The organism is Ferruginibacter sp. SUN106 (assembly GCF_050611765.1).
Classification (GTDB): Bacteria; Bacteroidota; Bacteroidia; order Chitinophagales; family Chitinophagaceae; genus Ferruginibacter.
Window position 1 is genome coordinate 246,875 of sequence record NZ_JBODJC010000004.1, and the last position, 17,420, is coordinate 264,294.

17 protein-coding genes are annotated in these 17,420 nt (G+C 37.9%); 4 read left to right on the forward strand and 13 right to left on the reverse strand.

The window, feature by feature from the left end:
* Positions 1 to 21: 21 nt before the first annotated feature.
* The 3 genes from thrA to thrC all read left to right on the forward strand — a co-directional run bounded on the left by thrA (position 22) and on the right by thrC (position 4,915).
* A complete protein-coding gene (gene thrA, locus ACQ334_RS17150) occupies positions 22 to 2,466 on the forward strand; it encodes a bifunctional aspartate kinase/homoserine dehydrogenase I (RefSeq protein ID WP_430989478.1) in 2,445 nt (814 codons plus the stop codon).
* Between the two features lie 89 nt (positions 2,467 to 2,555).
* Positions 2,556 to 3,488 (forward strand): homoserine kinase, encoded by a 933-nt coding sequence (locus tag ACQ334_RS17155; protein ID WP_430989479.1) that lies wholly within the window; start codon positions 2,556 to 2,558, stop codon positions 3,486 to 3,488.
* Between the two features lie 128 nt (positions 3,489 to 3,616).
* Positions 3,617 to 4,915, forward strand: coding sequence for a threonine synthase (gene thrC, locus ACQ334_RS17160; RefSeq protein ID WP_430989480.1), 1,299 nt, complete (start codon positions 3,617 to 3,619; stop codon positions 4,913 to 4,915).
* A 53-nt stretch (positions 4,916 to 4,968) separates the two neighbouring features.
* Here the strand turns inward: thrC and ACQ334_RS17165 are convergent, their stop codons facing one another.
* The 11 genes from ACQ334_RS17165 to miaB all read right to left on the reverse strand — a co-directional run bounded on the left by ACQ334_RS17165 (position 4,969) and on the right by miaB (position 13,710).
* Complete coding sequence (locus ACQ334_RS17165) at positions 4,969 to 5,175, reverse strand: DUF4177 domain-containing protein (RefSeq protein WP_430989481.1); 207 nt, start codon at positions 5,173 to 5,175, stop codon at positions 4,969 to 4,971.
* A 55-nt stretch (positions 5,176 to 5,230) separates the two neighbouring features.
* Positions 5,231 to 5,680: a hypothetical protein gene (locus tag ACQ334_RS17170; RefSeq protein WP_430989482.1), complete on the reverse strand. Its 450-nt coding sequence runs from the start codon at positions 5,678 to 5,680 to the stop codon at positions 5,231 to 5,233.
* Between the two features lie 285 nt (positions 5,681 to 5,965).
* The gene (locus ACQ334_RS17175) at positions 5,966 to 6,571 is read right to left on the reverse strand and encodes a thioredoxin family protein (protein WP_430989483.1); all 606 of its coding nucleotides are present in this window, start codon (positions 6,569 to 6,571) and stop codon (positions 5,966 to 5,968) included.
* A gap of 51 nt (positions 6,572 to 6,622) precedes the next feature.
* Complete coding sequence (locus ACQ334_RS17180; protein ID WP_430989484.1) at positions 6,623 to 7,597, reverse strand: YihY/virulence factor BrkB family protein; 975 nt, start codon at positions 7,595 to 7,597, stop codon at positions 6,623 to 6,625.
* A 216-nt stretch (positions 7,598 to 7,813) separates the two neighbouring features.
* Complete coding sequence (gene mltG, locus ACQ334_RS17185; RefSeq protein ID WP_430989485.1) at positions 7,814 to 8,848, reverse strand: endolytic transglycosylase MltG; 1,035 nt, start codon at positions 8,846 to 8,848, stop codon at positions 7,814 to 7,816.
* 208 nt (positions 8,849 to 9,056) lie between these two features.
* Complete coding sequence (gene secG, locus ACQ334_RS17190) at positions 9,057 to 9,404, reverse strand: preprotein translocase subunit SecG (protein ID WP_430989486.1); 348 nt, start codon at positions 9,402 to 9,404, stop codon at positions 9,057 to 9,059.
* 1 nt (position 9,405) lies between these two features.
* Positions 9,406 to 10,302, reverse strand: coding sequence for a hypothetical protein (locus ACQ334_RS17195; RefSeq protein WP_430989487.1), 897 nt, complete (start codon positions 10,300 to 10,302; stop codon positions 9,406 to 9,408).
* Positions 10,303 to 10,345: 43 nt separating this feature from the next.
* A complete protein-coding gene (lptE, locus tag ACQ334_RS17200) occupies positions 10,346 to 10,774 on the reverse strand; it encodes an LPS assembly lipoprotein LptE (protein ID WP_430989488.1) in 429 nt (142 codons plus the stop codon).
* A gap of 109 nt (positions 10,775 to 10,883) precedes the next feature.
* Positions 10,884 to 12,122, reverse strand: a complete 1,239-nt coding sequence (locus tag ACQ334_RS17205) for a sigma-54 interaction domain-containing protein (protein WP_430989489.1) — start codon at positions 12,120 to 12,122, stop codon at positions 10,884 to 10,886.
* Positions 12,122 to 12,295 carry a hypothetical protein gene (locus tag ACQ334_RS17210; RefSeq protein WP_430989490.1) on the reverse strand — a complete coding sequence of 58 codons (174 nt, stop codon included), beginning with the start codon at positions 12,293 to 12,295 and terminating at the stop codon, positions 12,122 to 12,124. Before ACQ334_RS17210 ends, ACQ334_RS17205 begins: the two co-directional genes overlap by 1 nt.
* Positions 12,292 to 13,710, reverse strand: a complete 1,419-nt coding sequence (gene miaB, locus ACQ334_RS17215) for a tRNA (N6-isopentenyl adenosine(37)-C2)-methylthiotransferase MiaB (protein ID WP_430989491.1) — start codon at positions 13,708 to 13,710, stop codon at positions 12,292 to 12,294. The genes ACQ334_RS17210 and miaB overlap by 4 nt, the downstream gene beginning before the upstream one ends.
* A 171-nt stretch (positions 13,711 to 13,881) precedes the next feature.
* On the opposite strand from miaB, the gene ACQ334_RS17220 reads away from it, so the two are divergent.
* Positions 13,882 to 16,320 carry an outer membrane beta-barrel protein gene (locus ACQ334_RS17220; protein ID WP_430989492.1) on the forward strand — a complete coding sequence of 813 codons (2,439 nt, stop codon included), beginning with the start codon at positions 13,882 to 13,884 and terminating at the stop codon, positions 16,318 to 16,320.
* A gap of 18 nt (positions 16,321 to 16,338) precedes the next feature.
* On the opposite strand, the gene ACQ334_RS17225 is transcribed toward ACQ334_RS17220, so the two are convergent.
* A complete protein-coding gene (locus ACQ334_RS17225) occupies positions 16,339 to 16,800 on the reverse strand; it encodes a hypothetical protein (RefSeq protein ID WP_430989493.1) in 462 nt (153 codons plus the stop codon).
* Positions 16,801 to 16,884: 84 nt separating this feature from the next.
* On the reverse strand, positions 16,885 to 17,406 hold the full coding sequence (locus tag ACQ334_RS17230; RefSeq protein WP_430989494.1) for a hypothetical protein: 522 nt from the start codon (positions 17,404 to 17,406) through the stop codon (positions 16,885 to 16,887).
* Positions 17,407 to 17,420: the final 14 nt, after the last annotated feature.

Consider the following 17,420-nt stretch of genomic DNA (forward strand, 5'->3'; position numbering starts at 1 on the left):
TATATCATTAAAAAATAAACAATGCAGGTAATAAAATTCGGAGGCAGTTCGGTAGCATCCGCAGAAAATATCAATAAGGTAGTGGAAATTGTAAAAGGCAAAGCCGGTAACGGAAAAGCGGCAGTCGTAGTTTCGGCACTGGGCGGTATTACAGACCTGTTGCTGCAATGTGCCCACCTTGCCGCAGCAGGTAACGAATTGTACAAAACCATTTTACAGGAAATAGAATTGCGCCATTTAAATACTGTAAAAGAACTAATACCGGTTACGCAGCAAAGCAGTGTATTAAGTGCGGTAAAAAAAATGTGTAACGAGATAGAAGATATCTGCAATGGTATTTTTTTATTAGGCGAATTATCAGAACGCACCAAAGACAAAATTGTAAGCTATGGCGAATTGCTTTCTTCTCATATCATCGCAGCCAAATTAAAAGTTGCAGGTTTAGATGTAGCGTGGAAAGATTCCAGGGAACTGATACAAACTGATAGCAATTTTGGTGCTGCGTTGGTTGATTTTACGAAAACGAATATTGCTATAAACAATTATTTTACTGCAGCCAGTTCTCCATTATATCTTTTGCCGGGTTTTATTTCGGCAGATACCAATGGTACCACCACAACTTTAGGAAGAGGCGGTTCTGATTACACCGCAGCTATCATTGCAGGTGCAGTGGATGCAAAAGTGTTGGAAATATGGACTGATGTTTCGGGGATGATGACTGCAGATCCAAGAATTGTGACCAACATAAAATTAATCCCTAAAATTTCTTACCAGGAAGCGATGGAGTTATCACATTTTGGTGCTAAAGTAATTTATCCGCCCACTATTCAGCCGGTGATGAGTAAAAATATTCCGGTATGGATCAAAAACACTTTTGCCCCGGAAGATGAAGGCACTGTAATTCAAAATGAATCGATGACCAATGGTAGTGCCATCCGTGGTATTTCCAGCATCAATAAAATTTCATTGCTGAGTTTGGAAGGAAGTGGGATGGTAGGCATTCCCGGTTTTAGTAAAAGATTATTTGAAGCATTGGCTAATTACAAGATCAATGTAATTTTAATTACACAAAGTTCTTCTGAACATTCTATTTGTGTAGCTGTTGATGCAGCAAATGCAGCAATAGCCAAACAGGCTGTGGATGCGGCTTTTGCCTATGAGATAGAAACTAAAAAAGTAGAACCGCTGTTTGTTGAAAACGATCTGGCTATTGTGGCTGTGGTAGGCGACAACATGAAAAGCCATACCGGTATTGCAGGAAAAATGTTTAGCGCCATGGGAAAAAATGGTGTTAACATCCGTGCTATTGCACAAGGTTCTTCTGAAAGAAATATTTCTGCTGTAATTGCATTAAGTGATGTTACCAAAGCAGTGAACGTTTTACACGAAGCATTTTTTGAAACTACTTACAAGCAAGTGAATGTTTTTATTGCAGGAGCAGGAAATGTAGGTAGTAAATTATTAGCGCAGTTAAATCAGCAATTAGATTTTTTAAAGAACAGCAATCGCCTGAATGTAAAAATTGTAGGATTGGCCAATAGTAAAAAAGCTTTACTAAATGATGAAGGCATTGATTTAAATAACTGGCAGGCATTATTAGCAGAAGCACCAGCTAATACTATTGAAGGATACATTGATACAATTATCGCCAAAAATTTACGCAACACTATTTTTGTAGATGTTACCGCAAGCGATGTGGTAGCTACCTGCTACAATAAATTATTGCAGAAAAGTATTGCTGTGGTAGCCTGTAATAAAGTAGCCTGTTCTTCATCGTATACTTATTACCAGCAATTAAAAGAAAGCGCCAGGGAATACAACGCTAAGTTTTTGTTTGAAACAAATGTAGGCGCAGGCCTGCCCATCATAGGTACATTAAACGATCTTATCAGCAGCGGCGATAAGATAAATAAAATGCAGGCGGTACTCAGCGGTACATTAAATTTTGTGTTTAATAATTACGATGGCAAAAAATCATTTGCCTCTGTTGTTAAGCAGGCGCAGGACGAAGGATATACTGAGCCTGACCCACGTTTAGATCTGAGTGGTAAAGATGTGATGCGTAAGATCATGATCTTAGCCAGGGAAAGTGGTGAAACAATTGAAATGGATGATATTGCTAACAATTCCTTTATGCCCGAAAGTTGTATGCAGGGTTCTGTAGACAATTTTTATGCAGCAATGGAAAAAGAAGAAGCGCATTTTAAAGCCATTTATGAAGAAGCGGCAGCCAAAGGAAATAAATTAAAATTTGTAGCATCTTACGAAAATGGAAAAGCTGCTGTGGGGCTTCAGCATATAAATCCTGAACATGATTTTTACCATTTGTACGGAAAGGATAATATTGTTTTATTTTACACTAATCGTTATCCGCAGCAACCCATGGTAGTGAAAGGCGCCGGCGCCGGTGCTGAAGTAACCGCAAGTGGTGTATTTGCAGATATCATCAGGGCAACACATAATTAAGCAGCCGGGTTGAGTCACTCCTTAAGCGTGGCCAACCCTGCAAACAAAGTAATGCTACAAGTAATTAGTACTGTTAAATAATCTGGTAAATGAACACCGTCAAAATTTTAGCTCCTGCAACAATTGCAAATCTTGTTTGCGGTTTTGATATTCTCGGCCTGGCACTCAATCATCCACAGGATGAAATGGAGTTGACGCTGAGTAAAGAACCCGGCTTAAGAATAAAACATATTGATGCCTACAACCTGCCCGAAGAACCTGCAAAAAATGTAGCAGGTGCAGCATTGCTGGCATTAATGGAAGAATACGGCGATGCGTCAATTGGTTTTGATCTTACCATTAATAAGATCATCAAACCCGGTAGTGGATTGGGTTCCAGCGCTGCCAGCTCTGCAGGTGCAGTAGTGGGAGCAAATCATTTACTCAATAATCATTTCACTAAACAAGACCTGGTGCGCTTTGCCATGAATGGTGAAAAAGTGGCCAGTGGAGTAAAGCATGCTGATAATATAACACCTTGTATTTATGGTGGTGTAACATTGATACGATCTATTTTTCCTTTGGATATTATTCCTTTATCTGCGCCGCCGATGTATGTAACCGTCGTACATCCGCAGATAGAAGTAAAAACATCTGATGCAAGACAAATATTACGTAAAGAAGTACAATTAAAAGATGCCATAAAACAATGGGGCAATATTGCAGGATTAGTGGCTGGCTTTTTACAAAATGATTATGAGCTTATCAGTCGTAGTTTGGAAGATGTGATCATTGAACCTATCCGCAGTATTTTAATTCCCGGTTTTGATGAAGTGAAACAACAATGTAAAGAAGCCGGCGCTTTGGGCGGTGGTATTAGTGGTAGTGGCCCTTCTGTCTTTATGTTGAGTAAAGAAGAACACACTGCAAAAAATGTAGAGCAGATCATGAAAAATATTTACGATAAAATAGGGGTGGATTATCATACGCATGTTACCACAGTGAATACGGAGGGGGTGAAGGTTGTAAGTAGTGAGGCGTGAATGGTGAGTCGTCAATGGTGAATATGTAATTTGAGACGAATAACTAAGCCTCTAAACTCTAAACCCTAAACTTCTAAACCAGATAACCAGTAAACTAATTAACCAATAAACCAGTTAACTAATTTAAAATGAATTTTTACAGTTTAAATAAAAAATCACCTGGTGTAAATTTTAAAGACGCTACCATTAATGGGCAGGCGCCGGATAAAGGATTATATTTCCCTGAAACTATTCCGCAGGTGAAAAAAGAATTAATTACCGGTATAGAAAACATCAGTAATGAAGACATTGCTTTTGAAGTGATCAGGCCTTATGTGGGTAATGCTATTCATGAAAGTGATCTGTATACTATCGTAAAGGAAACAGTAAACTTTCCAATTCCATTGGTAAAAGTTACTGAAGATATCTTTTCGTTGGAATTATATCATGGCCCTACATTAGCGTTTAAAGATATTGGTGCAAGGTTTATGAGCCGTTGCCTGGGGCATTTTGTAAAGGGTGGGGATAAAAAAGTAACGGTGTTAGTAGCCACCAGCGGCGATACAGGAGGTGCAGTTGCTAATGGATTTTATAATGTGGAAGGCGTTGATGTGGTGATATTATATCCTTCAGGCAAAGTAAGCAGTGTGCAGGAAAAACAACTTACCACACTCGGTAATAATATTCATGCTCTGGAAGTGGATGGCAATTTTGACGATTGCCAGCAAATGGTGAAAGCTGCTTTTTTAGATGAAGAATTAAATAAAAAATTATTTCTCACCTCTGCTAATTCAATCAATGTTGCCCGGTGGTTACCGCAGCAGTTTTATTATTTCTTTGCTTACAAACAATGGATAGAAAAAAACAATCCACCAGTTGTTTGTGTGCCCAGTGGCAACTTCGGAAATATTTGTGCAGGATTGTTGGCCAACGCATCAGGCTTGCCTGTAAAACATTTTATTGCCGCCACCAATGCCAACGATATAGTGCCGCAATATTTTGCTACACAAAACTATCAGCCTAAAAAAGCGGTTGCTACCATAAGTAACGCTATGGATGTTGGTGACCCCAGTAATTTTGTACGTATCATGGAAATTTTTCAACAGCAGTTTAGTAGTCTTACTGCCAAAGTAAGTAGCTGTAGTGTAACGGATGCAGTAACAAGGGAAACTTTACTTGCTGTTTATAACGAACATAATTATTTGTGCGATCCGCACGGCGCAGTAGCTTACAGGGCGTTGGAAGATTATCTGCAGCTGAACGCTAATGATAAAGGTATTTTTTTAGAAACAGCACATCCGGTAAAATTCTATGATGTGGTTGAACCGGTGATAGGGCAAACAGTTGAAGTGCCGGAGAGTATTAAAGAAGAACTAACGAAAGAAAAGAAAAGTACGTTGATTGGTGCAGGGGTGGAGGAGCTGAAAAGTTTCTTGACGAAGCTGTGATCTTATCGTATAATTTAAAATTATTCAAAACCCTATGCTATGGCATAGGGTTTCTATTTTTCTCTTTTAAAAATAAAAATTAATTCTGTTGTTTCAGCAACTTTCCAAAGTATAGAACTTCCGTTCAGGCCTTCGGCGCTGATTATCTCCCAGCCTTCATTGCCCAGTTCATTAAACTTGTCCAGCATTTCTGTTTGAAAACTATCTTTTTTCATGTGCTCCCTGGATACGGTTATCATTTTGTATTCAAATTTTTTCATACAAATTATCTTTTACTGAAGATACATGCTATGACTGAATTTGAACAACAAAAAATTATTGCCTTCTGAAAGAATATTGATAGGTAGAAAATGCATAGTACATAAAGCCATCCATCCTGTCGCTGCTTCTTTTAAATTGGGTATCGTCAAATACCCAATCTATAATGCGGTTGGTGGCAAAATTAACCAGCTTAATACGCAATACCAGGTTATTGTTATTATGGTAATCACCATTGCCATCATAATAGCTACGGTCTTCATAACGCATATCCCAGAAACCCGTTAGCGTAACGGTATCGGTGTAAGTGGCATTACCGTTATTTTCAAAGCGGAATAAACCGCCTTCGTAACCTGTAGAAAGATGATCGCCGCTAAGGAATTTCTTTTTTACAACATCATCCAGTTTCCAGGTGCCAACAATTTTTCTTTCAGGATTTAACTTGGCGCAGGAAGAAAAAATAATCAGGAGTGTACTTAAAAGTACTAAGGGGTAAATGTGTTTCATACAGAAGTGTTTATTGAATTTATCACAAAAACAATTCCGTAAGAGATATGGCAATAAAGTTTGTAAGAATATTAACAGCGACAATGAAAAAGAATATTAGTAGAGCAGGTATTTTAATCTGTTTTTAATCTATGCTACTGCAAACATAGCAGAAAAAAAACAGCTTAATTTTATCAAGCTTACTGCATTGAATAGCTGGTATAAAAAATCCCCTGTACCAGATTAATCTGAATGATCTCTGGTATAGAGGAATCACAGTATTGTAAAAAAACGGCGAAAATTTAATTATCCTTTCCTCTTAATACCACAACCCACACTTCTGCTTTCTTTATAACTCACTTCTTTACCGGCTACCATTTCATTAATGGCTTCTTTTAAGTGATGACGTTTTACATTATCAGCATCAGTAGGATTATCATCAATAGCGCCATGGTAAACCAATTTGAGGTCTTTATCAAATAAGAAACATTCAGGTGTACGATTGGCGCCAAAAGCATCGGCCAGTTCGTTATTTTTATCTACAGCATAATGCCATTTGTAGCCTTGTTCTTTTGCATAGGCTTTCATGGCTTCATAACTGTCATCATCATTGCGCTGTGCTTCATTGCTGTTTAAAATAATGATGCCCACATTATTTTTTTCGGCATAGTTAGCCACTTCAACAGTACGCTGCTGGTTTTTTATCACATACGGGCAGGTATTGCAACTGAACATTACCAACACGCCATTTTCTTTTTTCACTTCTTTTATCGTTACCTCTTTACCCGAAATGTCTTTTAGTTTAACATCAGCTTTTGGCATAACACTGCCAATGGGTAGTATGTTACTTATTGTAAATGCCATCGCTGTAAATGCAACAACCGCAAGCAAGGAGAAAAATATCTTTTTCATAAAAAAAGGTTTTACTAAAGTTAATGCAAACAAGAGGGAAATAAAAACCGCTTATGTAATTTGTTTTACTGCGGCTGCCCTGGCCTTTTCTTCAGCTTCACGCTGTTCGGCAATCAGGCGTAAAGATTTGATACTTACATTTAATTCAAAACCAATCAACAATACCAGGGAGTTGATGAAGATAAGCGCCATCAGCATAATGATGGTACCTATGGAACCATACAGTGCATTATAGCGGCCAAAATTATTCACGAAAGTAGAAAACCCAATGGTTGCCAGTAAGCTTAAAAAAGTGGCCAGTATAGTGCCCGGAGAAGTGAGCTTCCAGCGCTTTTGTACTGCAGGTGCGTACTTGTAAATAAAAGCAATGGAATAAAATACCAGGCCAATAATAAATATCCAACGCACATAGTAAATAAAATCTTTCCAGAAATTACTTTTTACACCAAACCATTTTAATACTGCGCCTTGTGTGATGAGTAAAATAAGGCAGCCCAGCACTAATCCAAAAATTAAAGTAGTTAAGCGAATCGCTACCCAACGGGTGTGCAGACCTTTTCTTTTTTCGAAGCCGATATAATTTTTGTTGAAAGAACGCATTAAACCCATCATGGCATTGGAAGCAAAGAACAAGGCCAGTATTAAACCAAATGACAGCAACCCTATTTTATTACCATCAATAAAAGAATCGATGAATTTAATGATGTTGTTGTTGTAGCCCTGTGCCGGCACAATATCAGTTACCAAAGCATGCAGCTGAATCTTTAAACTCCTTTTAGAAATAAACGGAAGGTTAGGGATTAGTGTAAATAAAAACAAGAACGATGGAGGTACAGCCATGATAAAATTATAAGCCACTGCCGAAGCTCTTTCAGTAAGTCCGACTGTTTTAATTTGCTTATAAAAAAAACGTAGTACATCGTACAATGGCACGCCTTCAAAACCTGGTAAATACCAGTGTTTGCTTTTACGCAATGCAAAAGCAAGTGGTGTTTGGGTTAAGAGTATACGTTCCAGCTTAGTCATTAAAATGGATTAATGGCGAATGTGCGAATGTTTTTGCAACAGGCAGCGTTTTGTTTTTTTTAATAAGTTAAGAAGTAATGAATTTTATTGTATCGGTCTTTCTTTTCTTACATCAATATAAAAATAGCGAATTTATGGATGTAGAATGCATTCCGGAAGCTGCAACCGCAAAACATTCGCCATTCGCAAATCCAATATGGAAAAAATGCGTATAGTTTATAAATTCTGTCTCTCCGCTTTGGCCTTTATCAAACTATCCAATGCATGCTGATAGGCTTTTGCAAATACCAAATGCTCTGTATAAGTAGAGGCAAAATTGGAGTACCCGTTAAAATCGGGCTTGGCAACAAAAAAAATGTAATTAGTTTGCGGTGCATTTAAAACTGCATCAATAGTTTTTGATGATGGCGTACAAATGGGGCCGGGTGGCAGCCCTGTTTGCTGATAGGTATTATAGGGGGAAGGATAGGCAAGGTGTACGTGTAATATTCTTTTTAAACCAAAATCCCTCATAGCAAATTTTACCGTAGGGTCAGCTTCCAGTTTAGTACCGTTATTGATACGGTTGATATATACACTGGCAATCTTTCCTTTGTCCTCTTCCTTGTTAGTCTCCTCTTCTACAATGCTGGCCATGGTATACACTTGCTGCGGTGTCATGTGTAATGCGGTGGCCTTCTTTGTTCTTTCATCATTCCAGAATTTCTCCTGGTCGCTGTATAATTTCCTGAATATTTTTGAGGCGGAGGTATTCCATAGCATGCTGTAAGTATTGGGTATTACCGCAGTCATTACTGTATTGCTGTCAAGGTTATATTTTTTTAAAGAATCTGCATTGTATAAAAAGGAAATTACACTAAGCGAATCACATTCAAAATTGGCTGCAATTTTTTGTGCCAGGTCTTCTTTAGTCCTTAGCTTATTGATCACCAGGTTTACCGGGCTTTGATTGCCTGAGCGTAGCATACGCACCAGGTTAAAAATACTCATGCCAGCTTTTATTTCGTAACGGCCTGCTTTTACTTTTGTGGGGTAATTTAATTTACCGGCTACCTGGTCAAACCAAAATCCGCTGCTGATTATCTTAGCTTCCTGTAGTCCGTTTTTTACGGCATCATAAGTAGCGCCGGTGGCCACATAAAAATATTTTTTTTCAGGAGCAGCCACTGTAGGGCCAAAAATTTTCCAGGTGATAAAGCCACCGCCAATCAGCAACAGGGCAAGGATGTAGAGGATTGTTTTCTTTTTCATTTTTATGTTTACGTTTTTCAGGTGGTTACGGGGAGTTTTTTTTGTTACGGGTTACGGGTTGTTTTAGTTATTTGATTGTTTGCGATCTCAATGTCTCCGCTTACAAAATTAATGCGTAACAAAAACAACCTGTAACTTCTCCTCCAAAGTAAAATAAAAAACCCCGGTGTTACCATCGGGGTCATTAAATATTTTGTAAAATTATTAATTACTTTTTGTTTGTATCCTGTGCTGCATTTGGTAATGGTACAGTATTAGCAGGAGGCGCAACTTGCTTTGCCGGTGCTGTATTCATATTATTTAATATGCTGTCACCACCAGAAGCACCTGCTTTATTAATAAAATACGGCGAAACAATACAAAGAATACCTACGATGGCTGCAAATAGCCAGGTACCTTTTTCCAATACATCAGTAGTTTGTTTTACACCCATTAATTGGTTGCTGAAACCGCCCAGGCTGGCTGATAAACCACCACCTTTAGGGTTCTGGATCAATACGATCATACCTAATACTACAGAAGCAATAATCACTAAAATTCCGAATAAAACTAACATGTCAGGTTCCTTTTAATTGTTCAATTTTGGCTGCAAAGAAAGCGCTTTTAGAGGGATTGAGCAAACTTAATTTTTGATATACTTCAATTGCCTTGCCCGCCTTGCCTTGTTGCAGCAGTACTTCGGCCATGGCTTCTGTAACAATTTCTCCTTCCTTATTGCTTTTGGCCGCTAATGCCTGCACCGCAATATCGCTGATGCCTGCATTGGCTTCTGTATCAGGTACATGTATTTTCTTCATGGTTTTCAGCCATTCAGTAAAGCTTTTCAGTTGTTTGCCCAGTTTATCGGCTGTTTGTACTTCATCGCTTAATTTAATACCCTGCGAAGCAAAATAATCTACCAGGTGCATGGGTTCAAAAGCCGGGGTATTGTCATCAAACTTGCCAGCCTCCAGGTTGGGGATCGTAATTTTTATAGGGGTTATTTCTTCCATAACAGCATCATCATCGTTATTATCAGCATTTTCTGCCAGCATCAATTGCTCATCAGTCAGGGGCAGTTTTTCAGTTTCGGCTGCTGTAGCTGCAGGCTCAAAGGTTGCTGCGGGCACTGGTTCTTCTACTGCCGGATGTGGTTGGGTAATCACTGCTTTATCATCATCATTGTCCGTATTCTCTTCAGGCAATATAGTGGTTATTATTTCAGGAGTAGCCACTATTATATCGGCAGGCTGTTGTAATTGAAACTGCAACCAAAAAGGATTATTAAAAAGTACCGCAGTTTTTGTGGTTTGCAAGGGGTAAGCAGCATCGGATTCTTTCAGTTGTTGCAATAAATAAAATTGCGCTGGTGTAAAATAAGGATGGTGCCTGGTTACATGCTTTAGAAATTCTTCTTCAGGTAAACCGCCCAGGTTTTGTTTAGTAATCAGGTTCAGTAATGGAGAATGCTGCATAATTCAAAGCTAAAACACAAAGCACAAACAGCAAATAGTTTTTTTACCAGTTGGCAAATATCTTATTAAAGATTTCATCTACAATATTTCCTACTATTTTACTGCTGTTAGCCGACTCAGCCTGCGAAAGGCTTTGTGACGCAGGAAAATCCACGTATGTACTTATATCCGCTTCAAAATTTTTCTTTTCATCCAGGGTGTTTTTAAAAATGAGGTGAAAAGAAATATTTAAACGGTTAGTGGTGGCACTGTTGCCACTGATACCTGTGGTGCTGGTATAATATTGTGTTACGCTGCCGCTGATATCGTAATGGGCATCATCGCCATTGGTTTGCCGCAACCGTGTATTACCAATGATCTTTTGCTTTAATTTTTCTGTTAACTGCGGGCTTAACTGCGGATTTACATACTGTGCCCTGTTGGTAAGATAATTCACCCGGAAGGTTTTTACATTCAGGGGAATTGGTGCCATATTTTTAAAACCGTATTTGCAGGTAGAGTAGGAGCAGGTTATAAGTATTAAGAAACAGGTAATAACCAGTTTCCAACTTTCAGCTTTCAACCTGCAGCTTTTAACTATCTTATTCTTCAATATCATACTCCTTCAGTTTTCTGTAAAGCGTTCTTTCACTAATACCTAAATCCAGCGAAGCATCTTTACGTTTGCCCTTATGTTTTTTCAAGGCTTTTATAATAAGTTCTTTTTCTTTATCCATAATGCTTAATGATTCTTCCACATCTTCGTGGTGGTGGATATCATCAGTATTGCCATGATGCAAAATAACAGACTGTGATGCTACTGCAGGTAATGTATTACCATTATTGCTGCTGTACTCTTTTAATTCATCTGCAAATACCGGCGCATGGTGATTGCCGGCAATGTTAGGATTTTGTAAAAGATCAAAAAACATTTTCTTCAATTCATTTACATCTTTCTTCATATCGAAGAAGAGCTTGTATAAGATCTCTCTTTCATTGGCAAATTCCGTTTGGCTCACCACACCTGCACCACCTGAAAGAACGGGTAACCTTGAATAATTATGTTCAGGTAAAAAGCCTCTTAATTGTGCTGCATTAATATTTTTATTCTGGCTTAGCACAGAAATTTGTTCTGCAATATTCTTCAATTCCCTCACATTACCGGGCCAGGTATAGTTAATTAACACATTTTTTGCCTCTTCATCTAATTGCACCGGTGGTGCTTTGTATTTATCAGCAAAGTCGGCCGAAAATTTTCTGAAGAGTAAAGGAATATCTTCTTTCCTGTCTCTTAAAGAAGGCACCCTGATAGGAACAGTATTTAACCGATAATACAGATCTTCCCTGAACCTTCCGGTTTGTGTAAATTCTATCAGCTCTTTATTGGTGGCTGCAATTACACGTACATCTGTTTTCTGCACTTTACTTGACCCTACACGTATATATTCACCTGCTTCCAGTACACGTAATAAACGTGCCTGTGTGCCCAGTGGCATTTCACCAATTTCATCCAGGAAGATCGTACCGCCATTCACCGTTTCAAAATAACCTTTGCGGCTATCTAAGGCACCGGTAAAACTTCCTTTTTCATGACCGAATAATTCACTGTCAATAGTGCCTTCGGGAATAGCACCGCAGTTAACAGCAATAAAAGGATTGTGCTTTCTTGCAGATAATGCATGAATAATTTGAGAGAACACTTCTTTACCCACACCACTTTCTCCGTTAATTAAAACAGAAAGATCGGTATTGGCAACCTGCGTTGCAATATTCAAAGCATGATTTAATGCCGGAGCATTACCAATAATGCCGAAACGATTTTTTATACTTTGTAGATCCATTACCCTTCGTTGTCTTCTTGATTAATAATTTTAAGATCCTGGATTTCAATTAAGGCATAGCCGATAAAAGCACCTGCCGATGCAATGCCGGGTGCTATATTGTTTACACTAAAAGCTGCAATGCCAGCAATAAATGCAAATCCAAGAATGATATATTTTACCGGTAGTTTCATGTTGTTATCGGTTGGCCAAATAATGTACCTGCTGTGCAGGAAATAATTTTTACAAAAACATATTCTCCTTTACTTAAATTTCCCTTAGGAAATATCACCACTTTATTATGATCAGTTCTTCCCTGTAATTCATTCTCATCTTTCTTACTGGTGCCTTCAATTAAAACTTTAAATGTTTTGCCCACATCTCTTTGCATGCTGTGTAAAGACTGAATGCGGTGCAGGTCGATCATTTCCTGCAGCCTTCTTTTCTTCACGTCTTCAGGAATATCATCTTTGAATCTTCTTGCGGCTAACGTGCCGGGGCGCTCGCTGTAAAAATACATGTACGCTAAGTCGTATTGGCAATAGCGCATCAGGCTTAACGATTCCTGGTGGTCTTCTTCTGTTTCGGTACAAAAGCCGGTGATCATATCGGTACTTAATCCGCAATCGGGTATCAATTCTTTAATACGGTTTACTTTTGCAATATACCATTCACGGCTATACGTTCTGTTCATCAGTTGCAATACACGGCTGCTGCCACTTTGCACCGGCAGGTGAATATAATTGCAGATGTTTTCGTATTTAGCAATGGTGAACAATACATCATCAGTAATATCTTTTGGATGAGAAGTAGAAAAACGAACACGTAATAACGGAGATATCAATGCTACTTTTTCCATTAACATGGCAAAAGTAACAGTCTCATTTTTTTGTTCATCTATCCAGTGATAACTATCTACATTTTGTCCCAGTAAGGTTACTTCTCTGTAACCTTGTTCAAACAAATCTTTACATTCATTCACAATGCTTGCGGCATCACGGCTTCTTTCCCTGCCTCTTGTAAAAGGTACCACGCAAAAACTGCACATGTTATTGCAGCCTCTCATAATGCTTACAAAAGCATTCACGCCATTGCTGTTTAAACGAATGGGGGAAATATCAGCATAGGTTTCATCACGGCTTAATAAAACATTTACGGCTTTTTGCCCGGTCTCGGCTTCTTCAATCAATCCGGGTAAAGTGCGGTAAGCATCGGGGCCTACTACCATGTCCACCAGTTTTTCTTCTTCTAAAAACTGTGCTTTCAATCTTTCAGCCATACAGCCTAATACACCTACTAATAATCCGGGATTGGTCTTTTTAAATTTGCGGAATTCAGTTAATCTTTTTCTAACCGTTTGTTCGGCTTTATCCCTGATGCTGCAGGTATTGATGAAGATAAGATCTGCTTCTTCCACATTTTTGGTAGCGCCAAAACCTTTGCCTTGCAAAATGGAAGCTACCACTTCGCTGTCGGCAAAATTCATGGCACAGCCATAACTTTCTATATAAAAATGTTTTTTAAACAGGTTGATCTCATTAGCAAAAGGTGCATACGCTTCGCCCTGCCTCGTTTCGTCGTGTTCTTTATGTGTCAATGTTTCCAGCATTTTTACTGCACTTTTTTAGGACTGCAAAGATAGAGAAATCTCTGAAGATTATGACAGGATGGCAGAAACAGGCTTTCTAATTCAGGAAAATAATTATAAAACCGCTGGTAACAAAAGCCCGGCAGCCATAAACAGAATGCAATAAATTTGTTTAACAAAACCATATTGTACTTGAAATTTGTTTTTTCTGCCACTTTTCTTTTCCTTTTTTTTACCGGCAATGCACAAAAGGATACCAGCAAGCCAAAAGGTAACCCGGGTATTATTGTGGGCAGTGTGCAGGATAATGAAAATGCTAAAGCCGTAGCTTCAGCCACCGTTACTCTTACAAAGATTGCAGATACAGGAGCGGTAAAAACTTTTATTACTGCAAAGGATGGTTCCTTTTTATTTGATCAGCTTGCTTTTGGTTATTACAGGGTGCAACTGAGTATGGTTGGTTACAATAATGTAAGGCTGGACAGTATTTATATCCGTGCCGAACGTTTTGATTTTGACCTGAACGAAATAAAACTTCATCGCAGATCAACCGATATGGATGAGGTAATAGTGTATGCAGAAAAACCAATTATTGAAAATAAAGACGGCAAAATAATTTTTAATGTAGGCGAGTCTGCATTAAGTGCCGGCTCATCCACCACCGAATTATTAAAACAGGCACCGCTGGTAAATGTAGATAATGATGGTAAAGTGCAAATGCGTGGCAAGGATGTAAAAATATTGATTGATGATAAACCGGTGGAATTAAATGGTAAACAATTGCAGGACCTTTTAGAAAGTATGCCCGGTAGCATGATAGACAAAATAGAAGTGATGACCACGCCGCCACCGCAATACGCTAACGAAAGAGGAGGGGTGATAAATATTGTAACTAAAAAAGGCCGTGTAGGTAAGAGCGGCCGCATTGGTGTAAGTTATGGTACAAGAGGGGAAAATGGTATTAACGGAAGTTTCAGCTACCGTAAAAATAAAATTGCATTGAATGCAAGCGCAGGCTTTGGCTATAATGCTTTTGAAGGCAGCAGTTACAGCAACAGGCAAAATATTTATACAGATTCCATTAATTATTTTAATACCATTGGTAATAACAGTAATGATGCCTTAAGGCCTAATGCAAGATTGAGCCTGGACTATGATATGAACAAACACCATGCTTTTAATTTTACTACTTATTACAACAGCAGTAATACAGAAAGCAATAGCAATAATCAATACGCTAATATCAATAGTGGTAATTTAATTTATAAACTCAGCAACAGGGCCATCAGTACTAACAGCACCAGTTCTTCCCCCAGCTTTAATGCTACATATACTGCAAAAGGAAAATTACCCACCACAGTGTTTAAAATAATTACCGGTGTAAATTTTGGTAGTAATGATAATGAAAGAGATTATTACCAGCAATATTTAAATCCTGATTATAGTTTTACCGGTACCGATAGCAGCCAGCAACAGGATACGAAAATAAAAAACAGCACCGTTAGTATCCGTTTAAACTACGACAGGCTTTTAAAGAACAATAAATTTTTTCTTAACCTGGGCAATGGATTAATAAGAGCTAATAACCACAATATTTTAAACACTGCCTTTCTAAAAAAGCCCGATAATATTTTTATTAAGAATGAATTGCTGAGCAACGATATTGAGTTTCATCAAAACGTATTTTTTTACAGGGCAGCTTTGCGCTACACTATTGTACCTGATTTTAATGTTACAGCCGGTGCACAGGTAGAACAAACCACCACTAAATTTAACCTTGTAAATGATACCAGCAATTATGCTAACAATTACTGGAGCCCTTTGCCATTTGTAACCATTATTAAAAAATGGGAGAATGATGTGAACATTACAGCCAGTTATAAAAGAAGTATTCAGCGGCCGGGATTGAATCAACTGAACCCGAGTGTAGATTACAGCGATCCTTATAACACCCGTTTTGGTAACCCTTACCTGCAACCTTATTTTGCAGATAATTTTGATTTTATCATTGGCAAATGGAACAAATTGTATTACGCCAATGTATCTGTTGGTTATAATGAATTGAAGGATATTTACAGTTCCATACGAACATTGCAGCCAGATGGGAAAACCACCACCACCTGGCAAAACCTCAGCGGCAGAAAAGAATATGAAGCCAATACCTGGGGTGGTTACACCATCAACAAAAAAGCAAAAGTAAATATAAGCCTGGGCTATACTTACAATGTTTACAGCATACACGACAGAACAGTAAACCGTTACCACAACGGAGGTTCAGTATTCTCCACATTTAATGGCAGTTACCAGTTTAATGATTTATTAAACAGCAATGCCAGCGTTACGTTCAACCGCTTTGCCAATCCGCAGGGAACGGTAAGAAGCACATTGAGTATGAATATTGGTGTGCAGCAAAAATTCTTTAAAAAGAAAATGATATTGTCTGTAAGTATGATCGATCCTTTTCGCCAGCAGCAGAATAAATTTTTCACCTATGCCGGTAATTTTAATTTAGAAAGTTACAGTACTACTAAAACAAAAAATTTCAGGATTGCGGTGAGTTATTTGTTTAGTAAGAAGGTGAAGAAAATTAATAAGCCAGATCTATTAAAAAAAGCAGGGGTTAAGATGTAGAATAGTTTTTTAACCTTGTTAAATATATTCTTTTATTTCAAACCCACTTAATTGCTGTTCAGCAAGTAGAGTTTGCAGCTTATTATAACCATCATATTTATCCAGGTTTTCTATCAAATAGTTTGGCATAAGCAGGACTTCTGTAAGATTACTGTTTCGTAGACTAAGGTCATCTGAAAGATAATAAAGAAAATCTTCAAGTTTGTTATTACTATCACCGTAATTCAATAGTTGAAAATATGCTGATAATTCAGCCTCAATTTCAGTCCATTTGTTTGGATTCCTTCTTAGGAGTTCATTATAGTAACTTAAGATAAGTATCCTGAGTTCTCCTTTATTGAAATCCCAAATAATTTTTTCAGAAAGCAATTCAATTGTTTTATTTATTGACTTTACTGTTGAAAGTTCAAAAAACAAGTTTTCATTTGTACCCTCATTTATTTGCCTGTCTGCCCATTTAATAACTGTCTGTAAATTCATTCTGCGAAATGAAAGTCCAAAACGGATGAGGTGTGATATTATTTCAAAATCCGTCAACTGTGTGAGTTATTATGATTGCAATACTTATTTATGTAGCTGTTGATTAAAACCAACTTTCTTGCTTAACCAACTTTCCTTAACCGGTACAATCCATTTCTCAAGCAATTCTTTTTTAGTAAGCACAGTATTATTAAAATACAAAGTATCGCCATCAATAAAATTATTTTCTGCAGCATAATTCAATTGCGATAATGGCAGCAGCTGTACTTTATCTTTAATAATAAAAGCCAGGTTTTGCCTGTTAAAAAGATCGACGTTGAATTTTTTCTCGATGTCTTTTATCAAATGCACAGAACTATCAGTACTGCAACCGCTAACACCACTCTGTGTTTCATCAGCCACCAGTACAATAAACTGCCCGAAAAATAAATTGGCAAATCCTTTTACGGTATCGCCATGGCTTTTCCAGGTGGCTACAAAATTGTTCAGCATGTCTTCCATTTCAAAAGCCTCACTCATTAAAAACAAGCGGCTGCTTTGGTATATCCATACTTTGGAATTATCATCAAAGTCTTCGGGAATATGTTCCCTGATATCAGTATTCATTCTTAATTATTTCA

Bases quoted from the DNA above. Each gene is read 5' to 3' on its own strand.
- thrA (WP_430989478.1), top strand. From the start codon at position 22: ATGCAGGTAATAAAATTCGGAGGCAGTTCGGTAGCATCCGCAGAAAAT.
- ACQ334_RS17155 (WP_430989479.1), top strand. From the start codon at position 2,556: ATGAACACCGTCAAAATTTTAGCTCCTGCAACAATTGCAAATCTTGTT.
- thrC (WP_430989480.1), top strand. From the start codon at position 3,617: ATGAATTTTTACAGTTTAAATAAAAAATCACCTGGTGTAAATTTTAAA.
- ACQ334_RS17165 (WP_430989481.1), bottom strand. From the start codon at position 5,175: ATGAAAAAATTTGAATACAAAATGATAACCGTATCCAGGGAGCACATG.
- ACQ334_RS17170 (WP_430989482.1), bottom strand. From the start codon at position 5,680: ATGAAACACATTTACCCCTTAGTACTTTTAAGTACACTCCTGATTATT.
- ACQ334_RS17175 (WP_430989483.1), bottom strand. From the start codon at position 6,571: ATGAAAAAGATATTTTTCTCCTTGCTTGCGGTTGTTGCATTTACAGCG.
- ACQ334_RS17180 (WP_430989484.1), bottom strand. From the start codon at position 7,597: ATGACTAAGCTGGAACGTATACTCTTAACCCAAACACCACTTGCTTTT.
- mltG (WP_430989485.1), bottom strand. From the start codon at position 8,848: ATGAAAAAGAAAACAATCCTCTACATCCTTGCCCTGTTGCTGATTGGC.
- secG (WP_430989486.1), bottom strand. From the start codon at position 9,404: ATGTTAGTTTTATTCGGAATTTTAGTGATTATTGCTTCTGTAGTATTA.
- ACQ334_RS17195 (WP_430989487.1), bottom strand. From the start codon at position 10,302: ATGCAGCATTCTCCATTACTGAACCTGATTACTAAACAAAACCTGGGC.
- lptE (WP_430989488.1), bottom strand. From the start codon at position 10,774: ATGGCACCAATTCCCCTGAATGTAAAAACCTTCCGGGTGAATTATCTT.
- ACQ334_RS17205 (WP_430989489.1), bottom strand. From the start codon at position 12,122: ATGGATCTACAAAGTATAAAAAATCGTTTCGGCATTATTGGTAATGCT.
- ACQ334_RS17210 (WP_430989490.1), bottom strand. From the start codon at position 12,295: ATGAAACTACCGGTAAAATATATCATTCTTGGATTTGCATTTATTGCT.
- miaB (WP_430989491.1), bottom strand. From the start codon at position 13,710: ATGCTGGAAACATTGACACATAAAGAACACGACGAAACGAGGCAGGGC.
- ACQ334_RS17225 (WP_430989493.1), bottom strand. From the start codon at position 16,800: ATGAATTTACAGACAGTTATTAAATGGGCAGACAGGCAAATAAATGAG.
- ACQ334_RS17230 (WP_430989494.1), bottom strand. From the start codon at position 17,406: ATGAATACTGATATCAGGGAACATATTCCCGAAGACTTTGATGATAAT.